Source organism: Metabacillus litoralis (assembly GCF_003667825.1).
GTDB classification, from domain to species: domain Bacteria; phylum Bacillota; class Bacilli; order Bacillales; family Bacillaceae; genus Metabacillus; species Metabacillus litoralis_B.
Genome location: NZ_CP033043.1, coordinates 542,410 through 562,607, shown reverse-complemented (window position 1 = coordinate 562,607; position 20,198 = coordinate 542,410). Strand labels below are relative to the sequence as shown.

The 20,198-nt window shown below is 33.7% G+C and carries 22 protein-coding genes and 1 riboswitch; of the genes, 5 read left to right on the top strand and 17 right to left on the bottom strand.

From position 1 onward, the window contains the following. Positions 1 to 366: 366 nt before the first annotated feature. From D9842_RS02565 to D9842_RS02530, 8 genes are all read right to left on the bottom strand, one after another. Positions 367 to 870, bottom strand: a complete 504-nt coding sequence (locus D9842_RS02565) for a TlpA disulfide reductase family protein (protein WP_121661138.1) — start codon at positions 868 to 870, stop codon at positions 367 to 369. Between the two features lie 108 nt (positions 871 to 978). Then, complete coding sequence (locus D9842_RS02560; protein ID WP_121661137.1) at positions 979 to 2,304, bottom strand: polysaccharide biosynthesis protein; 1,326 nt, start codon at positions 2,302 to 2,304, stop codon at positions 979 to 981. Between the two features lie 113 nt (positions 2,305 to 2,417). Further along, positions 2,418 to 3,497 carry a Ger(x)C family spore germination protein gene (locus tag D9842_RS02555; RefSeq protein ID WP_121661136.1) on the bottom strand — a complete coding sequence of 360 codons (1,080 nt, stop codon included), beginning with the start codon at positions 3,495 to 3,497 and terminating at the stop codon, positions 2,418 to 2,420. After that, positions 3,494 to 4,582 (bottom strand): GerAB/ArcD/ProY family transporter, encoded by a 1,089-nt coding sequence (locus D9842_RS02550; RefSeq protein ID WP_121661135.1) that lies wholly within the window; start codon positions 4,580 to 4,582, stop codon positions 3,494 to 3,496. Before D9842_RS02550 ends, D9842_RS02555 begins: the two co-directional genes overlap by 4 nt. 18 nt (positions 4,583 to 4,600) lie before the next feature. Continuing rightward, entirely contained in the window at positions 4,601 to 6,109 is a 1,509-nt protein-coding gene (locus D9842_RS02545) for a spore germination protein (RefSeq protein WP_232273528.1), read from the bottom strand. A gap of 151 nt (positions 6,110 to 6,260) precedes the next feature. Next, the gene (locus D9842_RS02540; RefSeq protein WP_232273952.1) at positions 6,261 to 6,803 is read right to left on the bottom strand and encodes a cell wall hydrolase; all 543 of its coding nucleotides are present in this window, start codon (positions 6,801 to 6,803) and stop codon (positions 6,261 to 6,263) included. Between the two features lie 390 nt (positions 6,804 to 7,193). Next, entirely contained in the window at positions 7,194 to 7,388 is a 195-nt protein-coding gene (locus tag D9842_RS02535; RefSeq protein ID WP_121661133.1) for a hypothetical protein, read from the bottom strand. Positions 7,389 to 7,496: 108 nt separating this feature from the next. Beyond that, positions 7,497 to 8,351 carry a patatin-like phospholipase family protein gene (locus tag D9842_RS02530; protein ID WP_121661132.1) on the bottom strand — a complete coding sequence of 285 codons (855 nt, stop codon included), beginning with the start codon at positions 8,349 to 8,351 and terminating at the stop codon, positions 7,497 to 7,499. Between the two features lie 287 nt (positions 8,352 to 8,638). Here D9842_RS02530 and D9842_RS02525 point away from each other — a divergent pair, with 287 nt between their 5' ends. Continuing rightward, positions 8,639 to 8,827: a YkvS family protein gene (locus tag D9842_RS02525; RefSeq protein ID WP_098795940.1), complete on the top strand. Its 189-nt coding sequence runs from the start codon at positions 8,639 to 8,641 to the stop codon at positions 8,825 to 8,827. 46 nt (positions 8,828 to 8,873) lie between these two features. Here the strand turns inward: D9842_RS02525 and D9842_RS02520 are convergent, their stop codons facing one another. Further along, positions 8,874 to 9,059: a hypothetical protein gene (locus tag D9842_RS02520; protein WP_121661131.1), complete on the bottom strand. Its 186-nt coding sequence runs from the start codon at positions 9,057 to 9,059 to the stop codon at positions 8,874 to 8,876. A gap of 111 nt (positions 9,060 to 9,170) precedes the next feature. Between D9842_RS02520 and D9842_RS25605 the strand changes: the two genes are divergently transcribed. Next, positions 9,171 to 9,329 (top strand): hypothetical protein, encoded by a 159-nt coding sequence (locus D9842_RS25605; protein ID WP_162987277.1) that lies wholly within the window; start codon positions 9,171 to 9,173, stop codon positions 9,327 to 9,329. Positions 9,330 to 9,443: 114 nt separating this feature from the next. Then, positions 9,444 to 9,593, top strand: a complete 150-nt coding sequence (locus D9842_RS25600; protein WP_162987276.1) for a hypothetical protein — start codon at positions 9,444 to 9,446, stop codon at positions 9,591 to 9,593. A 137-nt stretch (positions 9,594 to 9,730) separates the two neighbouring features. Here D9842_RS25600 and queF read toward each other — a convergent pair whose 3' ends face one another. Genes queF through queC form a run of 4 tightly spaced genes read right to left on the bottom strand, consistent with a single transcriptional unit; the run spans position 9,731 to position 12,078 of the window. Continuing rightward, positions 9,731 to 10,228 carry a preQ(1) synthase gene (queF, locus tag D9842_RS02515; protein WP_121664916.1) on the bottom strand — a complete coding sequence of 166 codons (498 nt, stop codon included), beginning with the start codon at positions 10,226 to 10,228 and terminating at the stop codon, positions 9,731 to 9,733. Positions 10,229 to 10,250: 22 nt separating this feature from the next. Then, complete coding sequence (gene queE, locus D9842_RS02510) at positions 10,251 to 10,979, bottom strand: 7-carboxy-7-deazaguanine synthase QueE (RefSeq protein WP_121661130.1); 729 nt, start codon at positions 10,977 to 10,979, stop codon at positions 10,251 to 10,253. A gap of 2 nt (positions 10,980 to 10,981) precedes the next feature. Continuing rightward, positions 10,982 to 11,419: a 6-carboxytetrahydropterin synthase QueD gene (queD, locus tag D9842_RS02505; protein ID WP_121661129.1), complete on the bottom strand. Its 438-nt coding sequence runs from the start codon at positions 11,417 to 11,419 to the stop codon at positions 10,982 to 10,984. Continuing rightward, positions 11,416 to 12,078: a 7-cyano-7-deazaguanine synthase QueC gene (gene queC / locus D9842_RS02500; RefSeq protein ID WP_121661128.1), complete on the bottom strand. Its 663-nt coding sequence runs from the start codon at positions 12,076 to 12,078 to the stop codon at positions 11,416 to 11,418. Before queC ends, queD begins: the two co-directional genes overlap by 4 nt. A 152-nt stretch (positions 12,079 to 12,230) precedes the next feature. Continuing rightward, positions 12,231 to 12,275: riboswitch (PreQ1 riboswitch) on the bottom strand. 105 nt (positions 12,276 to 12,380) lie between these two features. On the opposite strand from queC, the gene D9842_RS02495 reads away from it, so the two are divergent. Then, entirely contained in the window at positions 12,381 to 13,718 is a 1,338-nt protein-coding gene (locus D9842_RS02495; protein WP_251393761.1) for a DUF2254 domain-containing protein, read from the top strand. Positions 13,719 to 13,745: 27 nt separating this feature from the next. Here the strand turns inward: D9842_RS02495 and D9842_RS26160 are convergent, their stop codons facing one another. Continuing rightward, positions 13,746 to 13,865: a DUF6254 family protein gene (locus D9842_RS26160; protein WP_232273531.1), complete on the bottom strand. Its 120-nt coding sequence runs from the start codon at positions 13,863 to 13,865 to the stop codon at positions 13,746 to 13,748. A gap of 161 nt (positions 13,866 to 14,026) precedes the next feature. Beyond that, on the bottom strand, positions 14,027 to 15,370 hold the full coding sequence (locus D9842_RS02490; protein WP_121661126.1) for a hemolysin family protein: 1,344 nt from the start codon (positions 15,368 to 15,370) through the stop codon (positions 14,027 to 14,029). A gap of 986 nt (positions 15,371 to 16,356) precedes the next feature. On the opposite strand from D9842_RS02490, the gene D9842_RS02485 reads away from it, so the two are divergent. After that, positions 16,357 to 17,580, top strand: a complete 1,224-nt coding sequence (locus tag D9842_RS02485) for an IS110 family RNA-guided transposase (RefSeq protein ID WP_121661125.1) — start codon at positions 16,357 to 16,359, stop codon at positions 17,578 to 17,580. A gap of 596 nt (positions 17,581 to 18,176) precedes the next feature. Here D9842_RS02485 and D9842_RS02480 read toward each other — a convergent pair. After that, a complete protein-coding gene (locus D9842_RS02480) occupies positions 18,177 to 18,911 on the bottom strand; it encodes a metallophosphoesterase family protein (RefSeq protein ID WP_121661124.1) in 735 nt (244 codons plus the stop codon). Between the two features lie 108 nt (positions 18,912 to 19,019). After that, positions 19,020 to 20,048 carry a YkvI family membrane protein gene (locus tag D9842_RS02475; RefSeq protein WP_121661123.1) on the bottom strand — a complete coding sequence of 343 codons (1,029 nt, stop codon included), beginning with the start codon at positions 20,046 to 20,048 and terminating at the stop codon, positions 19,020 to 19,022. Between the last annotated feature and the right edge of the window lie 150 nt (positions 20,049 to 20,198).

Sequence of the window (20,198 nt, the reverse complement as noted above, 5' to 3'; positions counted from 1 at the left end):
TTTTTATAAATTTCCCTAGGTCTATTCAAACAAAACGTGATTAATTAAGTATAATATGATTATAACAAACAATATTTTATTTTCAAGTAATAATTATTATAATTATTAAATGATAATTATTATTAATAATAAGTATTCTCAATAAGTTAATTCATAACAATACCATCTAAATAAGTTAATTCATAACAATACCCTCTAAATAAGGTGCTACCCACGAAAAAAAGAAAGTACAGATCATGCAAGTATCCTTGTCACTAACTGTACTCCCGTAACTAAATCATATTAAATTTTCATTATTCTGTGAGAAAAACAACTATAAGCAAAACATTTAAAAGTTGTAAATTTATCAAGTTAATTTAAAGTAGTTTAAAGATCTAATAATGCCTGATGTAACACTTCGGCAGTTATTGGTCCTAATACTTTTTCTCTAATCATTCCATTTTCATCTATAATATAACTCGTAGGAATGCCAATGACTTGATAACGTTTTGAAACCTCTCCATTTACATCCAAAACTACTGGAAAAGGTAATTTTGATTGCTGAACAAATTGGATCACTTCTTTTTGACTGTTTTCTGCAGATGTAATATTAACCCCAATTATCTCAATGCCCTCCAATTTTTTTTCTTTGTAAAACTTCTTTAATTCTGCCATTTCTTCCTGACAATAAGAACACCATGTAGTCCAAAAAGTAAGAACCAAAACATTTCCTTTCAAATTTCCCAAATTTAATTTCTCATCTTCTGTTGTTTTTAATGTAAAATCAATTGCTTTTTCTCCTTTTTCAAGAGCGAGCGAGCTATCGGAATAAACAGGAAAAATAATAAAAATGATGAGTAGTATCTTGAGAAACAGGCTATATTTATTCATTAAATCACCCTCATGAAGATATTATCCTCTGCTTACTTTTACCATAAAACAAAAAAATATGAATAAAGGATTTTATTTTTTGATCCTTTACTCATATTTCACCTCCAATTAATACGTATATCTTTTTTTCATAAAATACACACTTACTTCAAGCTTATTGCAGATTGTTACGTAATGCATGAGCATAAGTAGCACAGCTCCCATGTTCATCCCCAAAATAATTCCTTTCATTTGCAGGACTTCCATAGAACCTAATACATACATCATCCCAAACGATATGATATGGGACCATACAGTATGAAAAAGGGCATCCTTGACGAGCCCCAAACCAATCAGATAGGCTTGCATAGGAATGATGAAAAAATGGAAAAGAAAGTACGGCCATAATAGTTTTAAATAAAAAGCTGCAGTTGAAGAATCAAAAAATAAGCGGGAAAGTGGTTCTGCAAACATATACATGACAAAAACGGAAATAGATCCATAAAGTAATGTAATGACCATTGACTGCTGCAACAATCGTACTAACTTGTTATTATCGTTATTTGCATAGGCTTCTGATACATTCGGGATCAGCATGACCATTAAAGAATGTCCAATAAAAGCTGGAAAAAATCCAATTGACATAGCCACACCAGCTAACATTCCATAATGTTCATTGGCCATGACACTTGAAAAGCCAGCAGCTACTAAAGCACCCTTTACTAAGAATGGTTGAATAGCATGTGTAAAAGAATGAAAAAGCCTCAAACCTGTAGTTGGAAAAGAAACGGAAAAAAGAGCCTTCCTCACTTTATCACCGCGTATGAATTTATGATTTTCCTTGCTAAGTACTTGGTATTCCATAAAATAGACAGCGATTAAATATGCACTCACAAGTAGTTCACTTCCAATTAATGTAGCTAAAGCAATCAACAGTGCTAGCTCAATTTGAAACTGAAAGGATTGATAGACCCAATAAAGAATACCAAGTTGGACTAGTTTTTTCAGAAAATTTGAAAATGCAATCTTCCCCATGTGTTGTACTCCCATAAAATAACCTCTTGCAATCGATGTAAATGAAACAACAGGTATGAGAATGACGAACAACCACTTAACATATGGATGGTAGGTATTTAAAAATGGTAAGTGCGGAAAGGTTAGTACAGCAGCTGCAACAAATAAACATGTAAAAATAATCGTCAGCAAAAGAGTATGTTTTAACATATAGTAATGTGTTTCGCGTTGCTTTTCAGCAACAAATTTTGAAATAGAAATCGGCAGCTCTAAACTGGCAATAATAACAATAAAAAAGATAATCGGTAAAATGGACATATATAAGCCCATACCCTCTTCCCCTAACTCACGAGCCAAAATCATATTAATAAAAAACTCTAAACATTCACCAAAAAAGGCTGCTATAACAAGCATTAATGTTCCTTTTACAAAAGTGTTCATGATGTCTTGTCCCCTTATCTTTAGACTAGTCCATTAGTAAACGATATGAGACAAGACCTTTAAATAAAACAAGCACCTTATATTTTTCATCAAAATTCACAAAATAGATAAACTTAATCGATAACACCGGATTCTGAGATAACTACATCTGCCTGCAAGTCCACCTCCAACTCAGGGATTCGATCCCGCCACTCATCAATTAGAAATGTACGAGACTGCGACCGGAGATCGTCCCCAATTCCAATCGGATCTATTTTTAATTCTTTAAATTTATCAATTAGAGCAAGCGATTCTTTTTCCACAATATCTTTAAAGGCTTTCTCAACTTTCCCCATTACCTCTGGGGTAATTTTCTTCCCTGTAAACTCATTTATAACCCCCTCAATATGAACCTTTATTTCTACCTTAATCGGATTTGTTGAAATAACCTTTAGCTCACGTGATGAGGCTATGCTTTTAACGCCGACTGATTCACCTGTGTCAGGCATTTTGACTGTATAAGTGCCTTTTGTATACTGATCTGCTAGTACTTTAAAAAACATCAACTTCTCATTTGAAATTTCACCAACCATTTTCTTGCCATCCAAAAGCGCTATTCCATCAATTTCGACACTACCGGACTCTTCATTTTTTTTTATAATCGGAAGGAATGGATCCTGCCCCTTTGAATAATGTTGATAAAGAAACAAATGTAAATTCGTTCGTGGCAAGTCTCTATTCAGTTTGTTATGTAAGACCAAGTTAGTTAAGTATTTTGCTGCACCGAGTGTCGCAAAGTCTGATTCTAAAATCGCATTTGCCTCACCTCTTGTAATAACAAGCAATAATCGCTCACCAATTGAAGCATCACGCTGAAGCGTATCAACCATTTCTGTAAGTCCTTGTTTGGCAAGACTTTCCCCAAATAAAACAATCTGTAATTTACCTAACACAAGTGGATCTGGTGATTGTTTTTGCATGTTTGAAACAACATCACGTGCCAATTCAGATTCTTCCACAATAACATGGTCTGTAACGGGTTGATCTTTTATATATGTATCAATATTAGCCGACCCTTTTATCTTATCTTTTCCTTCAACAAGATCAATGCCCATGGCTGTTATGAGGTTTACATCATCTATAATTTCTTTTTCAATACATCCTGTTAGAATTGTCATCATTAGCAAAGATACGAAAACAAACCTAAAACTCACGCTTTTCTCCCCTTTATTTTTTTTATCAATACTGTGAGAAAGAAAAGAATCGGTATATATCCAAACATCATATAAAAGCCTATTTGTGAAACTAAATCATTAAAAAAGCTTATTTTCTCTCTTGTTTGAATCATCGGAATGGTAAAAAACGCCAAAAGCAAAACAAGTGCAAGTAAAATTCTCTGATTAAATTTAAATGTATCCTTAAGACATCTGCTCGCACACCAAAAAGTTAAACAAACATTAGGCAATATGATTAAACACCAGTTAGCAATTCCTATATATTCAAAACGTTCTACAAAAGGCATTTCAACAATCTTCCAAATTGTTAATGTAGCCCACACATTTTTTTGCAATTGTTCCTCACTAAAATAAGCTAGTGAGATCATCATGATTAAAGTAAACAATAATGTACTATAGGCAACCCCGAGATGTGCCCATTTTTTTGACTTTTCCGGTCGTTTGATAAATGGATAATAAACTAACAAAGCCTCAAACCCTAATATTGTTAACGACATATCCTTAGTTGAAGAAGCCATATCTTTGAAAGAATGATTTAGCGGTGGGGCTAGATTAGATAAATCTGAGAATTCAATTGGAAAGAAAAATGTAAATATTAAATAGCTAGGTAAAACAACTCCAAAAAAGCATATACCTGTTACGATTCTAAATCCACCACTAATGACATAATAGACTAATAACAAAAAGATTGATGTAAACAACCAAGAATTGAGATCTGGAAACATCCAAACTACAATAATTTCTATATAAGTATTTAAAACATTTATCGCTAGTAAACAGAAATATAGACCAAAAAAAGTACTAAGAGCACCACCAATCCATTTCCCAAAAAGCTCTTTATGTACATCAATAATGTTGCCTTCAAAATCTTTCAAAATACGAAAAATCATCCATACTGAAATATGTACAAGAATACCCGATATAATAACTGCAATCCAAGCATCTCTTCCCGATTTTTCAGCTACAATTCTTTGAAATCCTAATACACCTACACCAAATTGAAGTGAGTGGATCAAATAGAACACCAAAAAATGTGATACTTGAAAACGATCTGCTACTTTCATTTTGTCCACTCACCTCACTCATTCATCTATGTCTTTATTCATTTTTGCCTTTTTAGAAGGAAATCTAATTGGGTTATTCGTTCGCAATTGTGACGGTCTCTTAGACAATAAGGAAAATGGAAGTCTAATTAAAGCATCTTTCATATCTTTTGTTCTAGGAGGATAGATTGGCTCTAAAAAAGGTCTCCCTAAGGAGGTTAATCTTAATAAATGTGTCATAAGAAAACAAAAACAAAGCATTAACCCCAGCAGCCCTAACCATTCTGCTAATAATAAAAATGGAAAGCGGAGCATTCGGATCGTGTTACCCATTGCATAAATAGGTGTTGTAAAAGATGCAAGTGCAGATAATGCAACAATAATCAGTAATATGTTACTTGTTAGACCTGCTTCTACAGAAGCAGTTCCAATAACAATCCCTCCAACAATACCTATTGTTTGTCCAACTTTTGTAGGAAGGCGTGCCCCTGCTTCACGTAAAAGCTCAATCGTTAACTCTAAAAACAATGCCTCTAGTATAGGTGGCAATGGTACTACCCTTCTCGATGAAATGAGAGTATTTAATAAATCACCTGGTATTAATTCATAATGGTAAGTTAAAGTAGCAACATAAATAGGTGTTACTAAAATAGAAAATGCTACAGCAAACAACCGAATCAGTCTAAAAAAAGATGCGTTTAACCAATTATAAAAATAGTCATCAAATGCTGAAAAAAACTCCACTAACGTTGTGGGTCCAATTAATACATGTGGAGAACCATCAACAATAACCCCAACCTTTCCTTCCGCTAAAATGGATGATACCCTGTCAGGGCGTTCCGTATCCAATAGCTGTGGAAAAGGAGAATTTTGATTATCAGAAATCATTTGTGTAATAAAGGAGCTGTCACTAATTTGATCGAATTTAATGTCTTTAATTCTTTGTTTAACCGTGTTAACATTCTCTTCATTCGCAATTCCCTCTATATATAATATTGCTACCTTAGTTTTTGAAAGCTTACCGACCTTTATTTCAAAAATACGTAGTTTTTCATCAGGAATTCGTTTTCGGATTAAATTAATATTAGATTCAATTGATTCTACAAACGCTTCTTTAGGACCTACTACACTAAACTCAACTTCTGGTAGAGAAACATCACGCGCTTTATTTATTGTTGCTTTAATTAATAAGCCAGGCAATCCATATTCTGTTAAGCAAATAAGAATGTATCCGTCTAATAGCTTTTCCTTAATCACATCTGTATCGATCGTGATAATAATATTTTCGATTGGTATTCCATTTTGTAAATCATCCAGTGTTTTCCAATCCCCACTCTTTAAAAAAGGCATAATGCTTTTTTGAAGAGTCTGCATATCAACCATTGTTCTTAAGTAAGATACCCAGTACTTAACATGAGAAGTCTCGGCTTCATATTGAATAAAATCAGAGGAAGTTCTGAACCTTGCTAATACCTGTACTAACGATAGCTTTTCTCTGCCACCTTCATACGTCATTTTATTCATCGTTCCACACGCTTTCATAGACATTCTTTTTTCTTATGTTGCCAAATTTTAGAGATAATATTCTTACTATATATAGGTGTGATATCAAAAAAATTAGAATATTCATTTTAATCAAGGAAATACATCTTATAATGCAAAAAAAGCACATCACAATTGTGATGTACTAAGGATTTCATTATTTTGCAAATCGGTGATTACCAATATTCACTGTTACTTGACGTGATGTAATCCAAGTGCTTTTTGCTGTTTTAGGGTTATAGAAATATAATGAGCCTTTTCCCATTCCTCGGAAAGCTAAAGCTTCTTTTACTGCTGCCTTTGCTGATGCATCAGCAGGTGAATTAATTGCTCCATTTTGAACAGGAGTAAAAGCATAATAACCTTGATCTTTCTGATAAATAACACTTGAAATCGAATTTGGGAATAACGAACTATCAACACGGTTTAGTACAACCGATGCAACAGCAACCTTACCAGCATAAGGTTCACCTTTTGCTTCCGCATTTACAAGACGTGCTAATAAATCCATTTCTGCTGCTGTGATTGTTTGAGGTATAACAAGTTTTTCACCGATAAATAATAAATGAGAAGATTTTTTATTTGTTGACATTAAAGTTTTAACAGGAACTCCATACTTTTTACCAATGATCCAGAACGTATCTCCTGATTGCACTTGATGTGTTGTTGCAGCACTAGCTTTAGATTGTGGAGCAGTCATCGCGATAAGCGAAAAAGCTAATGTTGAAACAGCAACAAGTTTTAAAATTGCCTTTTTCATAGATTCGTAACCTCCTGAAGGTTCGTCATGTATTAACCAAGCTTGCCTGGCCACATACACAAGACTAACAGGATCCTCCCTCTAATACACCCCTCAATATCTGGTAGCAATGGGAAATGTTTTGTGCAGCGGTACGGACATAAAATCGTTCAACTACCAAACTTCTTAGTAGAAAGTAAGCAAAAAGAATCGTTTATTTATAGTATCGTATGTACCTTTAGGATAGAGTTCTGTTAACACTCTTTAATCAATGTATTTTTTATTATAAAAATAGTGTAATTTACTTATTTTTATTAAACAAAAATAAAAAGAGCCGAGAAATTAGATCGTCTAACTTCTTGGCTCTTTTAAGTAGCGATATATTACACTTCCACCTTGTTTAGCAATTCCTCGAAAATGTTTAAAATCTTCACGGTTCACAAGAACCTCACGAAATATAAGGAATTGTTCTTTTGTGACATGGTATTCGTTTAATTCTCCGTCTCTTAATTGATCTAGTATTTCAGTAACAGTTTGTCCATCCATCGCTTTTTCCTCAATTCATATTTTTTAGTTGCATTTAATGTCAATTTCAACATTCATTTTAAATCAATTGACTTTAAAGATCTATTGAAAATTAAGCAATAGCTTCTTTTAACTCTCCATCCATTTTTGCAATTTATCATAGTTTCTTCTTGCATCATCAAAGCCAAGTGTATATAAATCCTCAAGTTTTGTTTGATTTCTTTCAATTCTTCCAACTTTCACTTTTGAACTTGGTTGAATGACAAAAATATTCCCTTTCTTCTCTTCTTCTTTTATGTGATCTATTGTCTGATTATACATGTTATATCTTGATAAAACAGACTCTACCAACTCTGGATAATGTCCATAAACTTTCGATAATAACCACTTAATGTTGGATTTTTTCTTCTTAGTATAAGTATGATCCCTTGTAAGAATGACTACGTTCTTTTTTAAACCATCTTTTTCCGCTTTTTTGATTGGAACTGAATCCACAATTCCTCCATCTAACAAATGTTTACCTTTATATTCTACAACTGGAGCAATAAAAGGTAATGAGCTTGAAGCACGTATAACTTTCAATAAATCTTTACCATATTCTTCTTTACTAAAATAAACAGGCTGACCTGTATGACAATCTGTTGTCGTAACGACAAATTCTTCTGGGCTGTTATAAAAGGTCTCAAAATCAAAAGGAACAAGCTTATTGGGAATTTCATCAAACAGAAAATCCATTCCAAATAATTGTCGCTGCTTCACTAAATTTCTGAAAGAAAGATATTTTGGGTGTGAAACCAAATCAATGTTAACTTGTCGATTTCTTCCTTTTTGCCTAGAAAGATAAGAGGCACCAAAACACGCTCCAGCAGATACACCAATAACATATGGAAAATATAAATCTTTTTCCATAAAATACTCTAATACTCCCGCAGTATAAATTCCGCGCATACCGCCACCTTCTAATACAAGACCTGTATCTACCATAAAAACCTCCCTATTACAAAAATTATTTTACTAATATACCATGAATCTTCCTTTTCCATCATTAACTTAGCATTTTATTTTGCATTTCACCAAAAAACACTTCCATGTTCTGTAAATTATTTAACAAATTTAGTAGAAAGGCTTTACTTACTAACAAAAATAGTGTTAAATAATTCTAATAGAGAATATTTTTAAATTTAAATTGCGCCTAAGCTCAAGGCGTAAGCGTATACGAGAAAGATTAGTAAATAAACTAATCATAGAAGAATATGTAAAGGAGCGAGGCAATGAAGATCGCTAAAGTAGGTAGTATCATAGAATTCAGAGATGGTTTAACAGGTGTTGTTGAAAAGGTAAATGAAAATTCCGTCATTGTTGATTTAACATATATGGAAAATTTTAAAGACTTAGATCTTGATAGACGTACAGTTGTAAATCATAAAAACTATAAAATCATTAAAGACTCTTTTTCTTAATTAAAAGGTAAAGCGCGAAGAAACCGATTTCTTCGCGCTTTACCTTTTATTTTTTATCTTCACTACTTTGAACTTTAAGCGGCGGTGATATAAATGTTTCACCACAAACGGTACATGCATAATCACCTGCATACTGTCCTAGGTACCGTTGCTCAAGTTCAGGATGTAGACAAGCTGGTTCACCTTTATCCATCCATTCTTTTCGGAGCTTCGCCGCTTCATCAAATTTCATAACCGAAAACCTCCTTCCATTCACCTTAGTTCTATTTTATTTCACTATTATGGAAATTATTTAGATTAAATACACATTCTAAACACATCATAAGAAATAGGAGGTGTTAATATGGCGAGAATTTCTAATCCAATTGATTCAGAAAAGAAAAAGAATGAGCTTGGAGCCGATGGTCAGCTTCACGGTGGAATGATGGAAACAGTTGATCAAGTGTCTAATGCCATAACTGAAGCTGTTAAGAACATAGGCAAAGATGAAAATAAGAAATAGCGCTCTATGCGCTGTTTCTTATAATGAAAACATTGTCAGATTCTCTTACATATCTCTAGCACTGTAAGATTTTCTAACATATCATAATGAAAAAAAGTTAAAGGGGACGATAAAATGAAGAAATTTGTATTCGCCATCGACTCAAAAGAACTAATCATTAATGCAAACCATATTTTAGAAGCAATGGCAGAACTTAAATTACTTACAGAAGTCCTTGGAAAAGAGTTAACTATTGAATTTATCGGTATGTATAACATAATCTAAATAATGAAACAAACCCTCTGTATAATAGCCACTTCCTCCTCATGACCATTACACTTCTCCTCTTTTCAAGTCAGTGCTTTATTACATAAATAATGAAAAAAGGCATGTCCACAGGACACACCTTTTCAAACAAAATTCTATCGATTATCAACTGTTTCTGGATATAGATCATGATTCATCATACGGTATTCAGCCATTTTCTCATACTTTGTGCCAGGCTTACCATAATTCGTATAAGGATCAATTGAAATCCCACCACGTGGTGTAAACTTACCCCACACTTCGATATATCGTGGATCCATTAACTCAATTAAATCATTCATAATAATATTCATACAATCTTCGTGAAAGTCACCATGGTTTCTAAAGCTAAATAAATATAATTTTAAAGATTTGCTTTCAACCATTTTAATATCAGGAATATAGCTAATATATATTGTGGCAAAATCAGGTTGATTCGTAATCGGACATAATGAAGTAAACTCCGGACAATTAAACTTTACAAAGTAATCACGATTCGGATGTTTATTATCAAAAGTTTCTAAAATTTGTGGTGAATATTCAAACAAATAGTTTACTCCTTGATTCCCTAGTAACGTAACATCATTTAATTCATCGCTTTTTCTTCCAGCCATAATAATTCCCTCTCTTTCAACATTAAACACCTCGTTTATTTCCCCAGACCAGTGTATGAAGTTGTGGCAACACTCGCACAGAATTTAGCTCTTTATCCTCTATCACTTGGTCAATTAGCCACTCATATTTTCCTAAAAGGTTCTGCACAAGCTTTTCCGTGTTTCCTCCTAGCACATCATCATTTCCTACTTGAAGATAAAATGGAAGGTCTGGGTAGCGAAGATGAACATTTTTAGCATACTGAATGTCTTCCTTATTAAAAATAACAACTTTTAAACTAATAAATTGAGATCTTTTTAATCTATCTAATTCAGTAATAATAAAGTCTAGTTTTTCAAAGTCTGTTTTCATTCCTGAGCTAGGTGGCTTTGGAGATATGGTTAAATCATCAATATCCTTCAGCCACTCTTGGTATTTGCTACCTTGAGTTTCAATAGCTATTTTTATCCCTTTTTCCTTCAATAAAGAGATAAGCTCTTGAAGATTTCCAAGCAATGCTGGATTTCCTCCTGATATCGTCACATGTGAAAACCGGTCTTGGCCTAATTCAACTAGTTCCGTCCAAATATCAGCAGCTGTCATTTGTCTAATATCATCTTTAGCTGATCCATCCCATGTAAAAGCTGAATCACACCAACTACATGAATAATCACACCCAGCTGTTCGAACAAACATTGTTTTTTGACCTATGACCATCCCCTCACCTTGTATGGTAGGGCCAAAAATTTCTAATACAGGAATTTTCTTCATTCTTATCCCTCCTTGCGCTTGGGACGGAACACAACATAACTTGTAGGTGTTTCTCTTACAAAAACTTGAACACATTGTGGTTGATTCGCTTTTGTATCAAGCTCATTTTGAATTACTTGATAAATGGCTCTGGCTACTCCTTCTGTTGTTGGGAAGTAGTTAGGATCTTCCTCTGAAAAAAGATCAGTATGATCGTTTAAGAGCGAATGATCAAAGCGGTTATGAATCAGTTTCTTTAATGAGGCAAAATTTACAAGGAAACCTGATTCATCAAGTTCATCACCAGCAATTGTAATATTGACAAAATAGGTGTGTCCATGTACCTTCTGACATTTCCCAGCATCTTCATGAGGGATATAATGTGCTGCTGCTATATGCATATCTTTGTTTAACTCAAATTGATAAGAATGCTGAACCTGCGGATAGATCTGCTGAATCATTTAACACTCACTCCTTTTTCAACTAGATATTCCTCAAGTCCCTTTCTTCTTAACTCACAAGCTGGACACTCACCACAGCCTTCTGCTATCACACCGTTATAGCATGTTAATGTTTTTTCTCGCACAAAATCTAATGCGCCAAGCTCGTCAGCCAACTTCCAAGTTTCCGCTTTATTAATCCACATTAGCGGTGTATGGATAACAAATGGCTTATCCAGGGCTAAGTTTAATGTTACATTACATGATTTAACAAATGCATCTCGACAATCTGGGTAACCGCTAAAATCAGTTTCACACACGCCTGTTACAATATGTTTTGCTCCTATTTGATTTGCCAAAATCGTTGCAAACGATAAAAATAGTAGATTACGACCTGGTACAAAAGTAGATGGAAGCTCACCATCTTTTTGTTCAATTTCAATATCCGCTCTTGTTAACGCATTAGGTGCAAGCTGATTTAATAAATCCATATCTAAAATATGATGCTTAACATTAAGTTCCTCAGCAATAGATTTTGCAACGTCAATTTCTAAGCTGTGGCGTTGATTATAATTAAACGTTACAGCCACGACTTCCTTAAATTGCTTTAGCGCCCAAAATAAGCATGTTGTACTATCTTGTCCACCACTGAAAACAACAACTGCTTTTTCATTTTTCATTAAGACCGTTCCTTTCCCATGAATAACAATTGGTAAATAACACAAACTTTAAAAATCTATATGTTCGTTAGTTGTAAGATGATAAACAAAAAACACCTTCGAATATAAATTCGAGGTGTCCAGCATTGTTCTATATAAAACTTTATATCAAAGATATCATAGTTTTTTATAGAGGGTTGTGCTAGAACCTCTCCCGATTTTATCTTTACATGTAAAATCGGATTGCTCTTAAATTTTCAACTAAGAAAATATATCATGAATAAATTGAATTTGCAATGGAATTATTGATTGGAGGCTTTCCTTTGTCGCTAAAACAACTCATCATTCGAATTCGATCAAGCTTTTGGTATTTGCCAACAGTATATGGAGTTTTTGCTTTTATCTTGGCCGTCTTGAGCATGTTTTTAGACCGCTACCTGATGAATCAACCCTTTCACACAAAAATTCCAGAGCTATTTCTATCTGATATGAACCTTGCACAAACAATCTTAAGTTCTTTAGCAACTTCTTTACTAACAATGACAACGATTACGTTTTCATCAATTCTTGTTGTTTTAACAACCTATTTATCACAATTTTCTCCCAGAACATTACAAAATTTTATTACTGATCATCATACCCAGCGTGTACTCGGAATTTTTATTGGAGGTTTTATCTATACGATTATTTTATTATTGTTAGTACGAAAAAATGATAACAGCACACTTTTTATTGTTCCAACTCTAGCTATATTCGTGTCAATCATTTGCTTGGGAATGTTTGTCTTTTTTATTCATCATGTTACAACATGGATAAAAGTAAGTAACTTAATTTTTAATATCACGAAAAAAACAATTACGTCAATTCATAAGCATTTTATTGATGAGCAGGATTTCAGGGAAGACCCTCCATGGGAGAATTGGGAGTATGATGAAATTCAAACAGTCAAGCCTTACTCCCTTTACAGCAACCGTTCGGGATATATTGAGTATATTGAACTTGAAAAAATTATTTCTCAAGCATCAAAAGATGATTTGATCATAAAACTTGAACAAGATCTTGGTAAGTATGTTGATGAAGATACCGTTCTTTTTTCAATCTGGGGACTTAAAGATACCTCAAAATCAAAAATGTTTTTAACTTTTATTACGATTTCATCCGATCAAGAGCCTGTTCAGGATGTTCATTTTGGTTTACAAAAATTAGTTGAAATTGCACTAAGAGCTGTTTCTCCAGGAATCAACGATCCTTATACAGCGATAAATAGTATCAATCACTTAGCAAAAATATTGTCCTTATTAGGTAAAAAACATTTAGCTACACCTTTTCATTATGATGAACATCACCAATTACGATTGATTTTTGAAAAGCCATCTTTTGATGATTATTTATATGAATGCTTTTATCAAATTCGTTATTATGCTAGAGAGGATGTTTCAGTTATGGCTTCAGTTTTAAAAGCCCTGGCATTTATTGCACAAGGAAATTCACAATTTATTAGAAACTCTGTTTGGGATTTTTCCTTTTATATATTGGAAGGATTAAACGAAGTAAAATGGTTGTCGAAAGATCGGGATTTTTTAAATAAGCTATTAAAATCAATAGCAAAAGAATGTAATAAACAAAAAAAAATACAAGAGTTACTTCTCAAAGAAAGGTGAGGTGAATATTCACCCACCTTTCTTTTTCTATTCTTTTTTACCTGCTTCTTCTAAAAGCTGATCAAATGATTTTACTTTACCGTGAGGATTTTGAGATTGTTTTCGAACCGTCCATTGACGTTCTTTTTGTGATTTTGATTGTGTCATACCAAAAACCCCTTTTTTAGCATATTAGCCTCAACTAGAAGCTTTTAATATTTTTACCTTAAAGAGAGCTTTCATTCTTATATCTGAAGTCATTTCTTGGTATAAGAGTCGAATGATCTTCAATAATAAAAAGAACCTACATTTTTTGTAGGTCCTTTTTGTTATGAAGTGGCTACTTCCTTATCAAGCAGCGCTGGATTAGGTAAAACCTGTGGAATCTTTGTTATTTCTAAGGAACGAATGTGATGGTTTTCCATGTCGTGTACTTTAAACATATGTGATCCAAATTCGATAAAGTCGCCTTTTTTGATGTCATATTGTTCTGTTAGTACCCACCCGCCAATTGTATCAACATCAGAATCATCGATATCAAGACCTAATAACTCATTTATTTCGCTTACTAATACTTTGCCATCAATGATATATTTTGTATCATTTAATTTTTGAACAAGTGGAACTTCGTCAGCATCGAACTCATCACGTATTTCTCCAACAATTTCTTCTAGAATATCCTCAACTGTGACAAGCCCGGCTGTACCACCATATTCATCAATTAGTATGGCCATATGAATTCTTTCTCTTTGCATTTTAAGCAATAATTCATGTATAGGTATTGATTCGATCACCTGAATGATCGGTCTTACGTATTTATCAATTGTAAACGTTTTTTGATTTTCGAAGTGAATTAAGTCAGTAAATATTTCTTTAATATTAACAATTCCAACGATATGATCTTTATCGCCATCTACAATTGGATATCGTGTATATTTTTCGTCCTTGATAATTTCTAATTGCTCTTGAATTTGTGCATCAATCGATAACGAAACAATCTCCGTTCTGGGCACCATAATTTCCTTCGCAATTCGGTTATCAAATTCAAATATTTTATTCACATACTTAAATTCAGATTGATTAATTTCACCACTTTTATAACTTTCAGAAAGAATGATTCTAAGCTCTTCTTCACTATGAGCCATTTCATGTTCTGATACAGGCTTGAAACCAAATAATCCTGTAATAAATCGAGCAGATCCGTTTAAAGCCCAAATAAATGGGTACATTATAATATAGAATGCCATTAATGGCTTAGCAAACCATAAACTAACAGCTTCAGCCTTTTGTATGGCTACTGTTTTTGGAGCTAATTCACCTACAACAACATGCAAAAATGTAATCGTCACAAACGCAATTGAAAATGATAACACTGTTGACACGGATGAAGGGAGATCATACTGCTGAAACACTGGTTTTAACATGTGTTCTATGGTTGGTTCGCCTAACCAACCTAAACCAAGCGCAGTAATAGTTATTCCTAATTGACAAGCCGAGAGATATTCATCAAGGTTATTAATGACTTTCTTCGCGGCACTTGCCTTTTTGTTTCCTTCTGCAATTAATTGGTCAATACGAGAGCTCCTAATTCTAATGATCGCAAATTCAGAAGCAACGAAAAAACCCGTAAGAGCGATTAAAATTGCAACAAGCAACAAATTTACTATGTCCAAATAAGCTTCCTTTCTCCGTAAAAAAACGGAAAAGGAGTCACCTCCTGAGAGTTAAGTCTAACAAAAAACTTATATACATTTATTCTTATTATCGGCGTCCGCTTGGAGTACAATAAGGGATGCGATAACAATACTATTTATTTTTAACACTGCCCCATATTATCACCCCACAGTTTTAGTTAAATTTATCATAATACGAAAGAAACAATACAGTCAAACGTAACACTTTGGTGATTTTCTTAATAAATATGTGATAATTCGTTTAATAATACCTTTTTCAATGAAAAACAACATTATTTGACCGTAAATGAGCATATTTATAAATTCACCAAGTTTTACAATTTTTTTTGGACCCTCTTTCAATCAAATCTCCAGGACACGTATAATTTTCACTAGCACTTACATAAATAAAAAAGCAATCAAGATTATTTAAACGGGTTCGGTTTCCGAATACAAAAACTAAATTAGCAAACTAATAAGCAGTCCTATTCGCTACTGAATAAGACTGCTTATTTTTATTGATATATATGGGGTTTAATTAAATGGAAGGTAAATAGGCCCAGAATTCCGAACCACTTTTAACATGGCGACATAAGTATTTGTCAGCATAAAAATTCGCAAGCTCATTGCTATTCCAAATGGTGTGCTAAAAATGATTTTAACTACTAGGGGGGTGGATGAAGGTCTGAGAGGCGGATAAATAAAGCAGATTATCCTTAATTGAGTAACCAATAGTTTATAAACATACTAACATTAGTAGCACAAACCAAGGCCATGGTTTGTGCTACTATTTTTTTATAGTAGAAGTGAAGGAAGGTCGATCCGCTTATGGGACCATGTTAGAGTCCGTATTTTAAACCGGCCAACTTCACACCCTTGTTTGAATCAGTTTAGTATGTTGGGTCCTAGAGATCGTGTATAAGAAAATGGAATCGTTAAGGTACTGTGAAGGCTTCTATGATTGGTTATAAAAGGAGAATATTTATATGAAACATGTCATCGCTCTTGATGTAAGTAAAGGGAAAAGTACCATTGCCATTTATGATGGCTATAGACAATGTGAATTTGAAGGGGAATTGTATCATACACGCATTGATTTTGAGCAGCTACACCTTCGTATTAAGGAAATAACAGCTCTTGATGGACAAGCTCCTGAAATCGTATTTGAGGCGACGGGTGTCTATTCAAAATCAGTTGAGAAGTTTCTACGGGATCACGGACATACTTACTGTCGCATGAACCCTCTTGAAGCGAACCTACAAATGGCTTCAATGCGTCGACACAAAACCGATATTAGCGATGCCCATGAGTTAGCGAAAACCCACATTAAATTGGAACGTGAAACGACGTATGTGCAGAATGATTATTATGAACAGATGCGGGCGATTACTCGTTATTATGACGAAATTGAAGAAGAACTTATTCTTTTACGCAATCGTATGCATGCCATTTTACATGTTTCATTTCCAGAGTTGGAACGACTTATTTCACCGAGTTCAGCACTATTTTTAAATTTTGTGCAATTGTATCCACACCCAGCACTATTATTAGCTCATTCAAAGACAATTATTAAAAATCGTTTAAAAAGCAATACACGTAAAAAACTTTCACTAGAACGTGCAGAGAAAAAAGCCATCGTGTTATTAGAAGCTGCGAAAAATTCATATCCTGCCATTGAACCAACGGATATTCGTTGTAATCAAGTACGCGATTACGCCCGACGTATTGCGGATTTAATGGAAAAGAAAGACCAGCTTGTGAAACAAATGGTTATGATGTCTGAAGGAAGAATGGAATATACCGTATTACGCTCTTTTCCGGGGATTGGTGATACAACAGCGTGCAGACTTATTGGCGAACTAGGTGATATTCGCCGATTTAAAAACGCGAAACAACTGAACGCTTACGTTGGCATCGATATTATGCGCTATCAATCTGGTAATACACAATACCGTGATCGTATTAATAAACGAGGAAATAAGAAGCTACGGAAGATTTTATTTTTTATGATTTGTACGATGCTTATGGCAAAAGGAAAACCTAATCATTTAGTAGACTATTATTACAAATTAAAAACGCAACCTCAGAGAAAGCCTCATAAGGTCGCGATTGTGGCGTGTATCAATAAGTTTCTGAAAGTGACGTTTCAGTTACTGACACACGGCATACTTTACGATTATGAGTCCGCACTACCAGCTCAGAAATCGTAGCCAAGTTTATATTCACTATAGCACACTGACCTTTCGAAAAAAAGAATATCGTGAGGTCTTTTTGTCATGGGAAAATTTAGATGTATTTGGGAGGGGTACCCCTCCCAAATACATCTAATAAAAAAATATAAACGAATTAACTGAAATACGCTTGACTAATCGTAAGAAATAAGCGGAGTTTTTCCGGTTAGAATGAAGAATGGAAATCAATTTGGAGATATAAGCGGAATTTCTCCGGTTAAGCAATGTAAAATGGTCCATTTTCGTCTTTTTCGATTAAATAGGCGGAATCTTTCCGTCTATTTAATCTATTTTTCATGTTATTTCCTCAATAAGGGGAATTTCTCCGCTTATTTTAGTAGCTTATTTCCTTGCGATTCTCGAAGAGTTGGATATTTGCTTAAACGGGTACTTATCTTGGTATAAAAAATGCTTGGAGCATATATGTTTCCAAGCATTTTTCTTTGCTGATTTACTTGTCAAAATGCTTTTTAATCATAGTGCGAATGACTATACGAAAAGCAATGTAATTTGTATTTTGTACTTCAAAACAGAACCTGTTAAGATTATTTGATTGCTTTTTAAAAGTACTCTAGCTAATTTTTTAAACCTCTGTACTTTGCTGTTGTTAACTCTTGTATGTATGGCTCTAGGTCGGGCATTTCTGCGTCTTTAGCTAATTGGATAGCTCTTTCAATATTATATGGTACACGTACAAAGGTAATATTAAAACCTGCTTCCCTTTTAGACTCATATTCCCCCTCGACGATCGTATATGAAGCTTGAGTAAGGTCTAAAGGATTGCCTACACTTCCTGTATTAAATAGTGTTTTCCCATCTATATGTTGAATAAAGGCATGATGAACATCACCATAACCAACAACATCCGGTTGACAAGTGCTTATTCCGGTGTATTCCGTATTAGTAAACATACCTAATCGTGTCTCAATTGAATCCCAAGGCTGAACTCTTGTATAGACGCTATGTGGTGAGGCATGAAATAATCGGATCAGTTTTCCGCTCATATAAAAATCAAATGAAAAAGGCAATGACTCCAAATAAAGATTTTGATCCACTGTTAATTGATGTTGATGCCACTTCAATGATTCAAATTCTGTTTCCTTTGTAATGAAATCATCCCAATTTCCTTTTATAACTTTTTCACAGCTTTGACTTATTTTCTGAATCACTTCATAAGAATCAGGTCCTTTTCCAACTAAATCTCCTAAGCAAAAAATACGTTGAATCTTTTTTTGTTTTATGTCATCTAAAACTGCATCTAACGCAGGAATATTTCCATGAATATCTGAAATAATTGCAATTCGTTCCATATTCGCCCTCCACTCTGCACAACTTGTCCTATTAGTATAAAGCATTAACGACCGTGTTGAAATAGCTTGACAATACAAGCATCTAACACGGTCGTTAAATTTGCACAGTTACTCAGGAACTCTTTTAATCATTAATAACAGAAGTACTCCTAAACAAACATAACCAAAGATCGGATATAATGTAGAAATTAATGAACTATACCCAAATTTACTTATAAAAGCGGCCACACATAGTATAGAGCAAACAATAATCATACTAGGTATATTGAGAAACGATGCTACTTGTCTTTCTAAACCATATAAATTGCCTATAACTGAGGTAAAAACTTCACCATATATAACAGCTATGTAAATAAAATAAATGGCATAAAAAGTTGTTTTCATTACCTCAGCCATCGGTATGTCATAATCCATAACGTTAGGAAGAGTCGAAAGAGCAATATGACTGCTAATTAGAATTGCGGTTAAAAAGACTCCCCCAAGGATTCCTCCCCGCTTCAAGACTTTCTCATCTTGAATTTCATTTGCTAAAGGCACTAAAACAGCTGCAGCCATTGTTAAATTAAAGGCTGCATAAGAAACAGCAGAAAGAATCCATTTAAACGTTGCTGATGTTTTATCGGGAATTACAGTTAAAGGTTCAATAGAGAAAGACTGAACAGCTAGAATTGTACTAAATAGAACCAACATCGGTACTACAATGATATTTACACTAAATAACCCCTTTATTCCAAAAGACATAACAGCTATTGTTAATAAAATCGTAATGACAACACCTAACCTTACAGAAAGACCAAGCTGTTCTTTAAATATCGCTCCTGCACCTGACAACATGATAGAGGTTAATCCTAATAATATGATGAGCATAAAAATATTTATAAATCTTCCTATTTTCTTACCAAATAAAAAGATCATTAAATCTTGATAAGAAGCTGCGTTAATTCGCTTTGATAGGATGAGCATTTTCGTCCCAGTATAAACAAAAATTAAACCCACTAATAAAATACCTGCAAGTCCAAAAACACCGTATTTTGTAAAAAACTCAACTATTTCTCGTCCAGTCGCAAATCCAGCTCCTACTACTGTTCCTACGTACACAGCAGCGACTTGAAACGAGGCAATCCAAGATCTTCTCATCCTTTACACCTCACTATAGATAAACAGCTTGTATCATTATATGAGCGTAAACAGAGATGATTCACTTCATTTACATAACTTCTTTTCAAACTACTGTAAATAAATCCCATTACAACATTTTAGGCAAAACACTTGAAAGTCAAAAAAGGT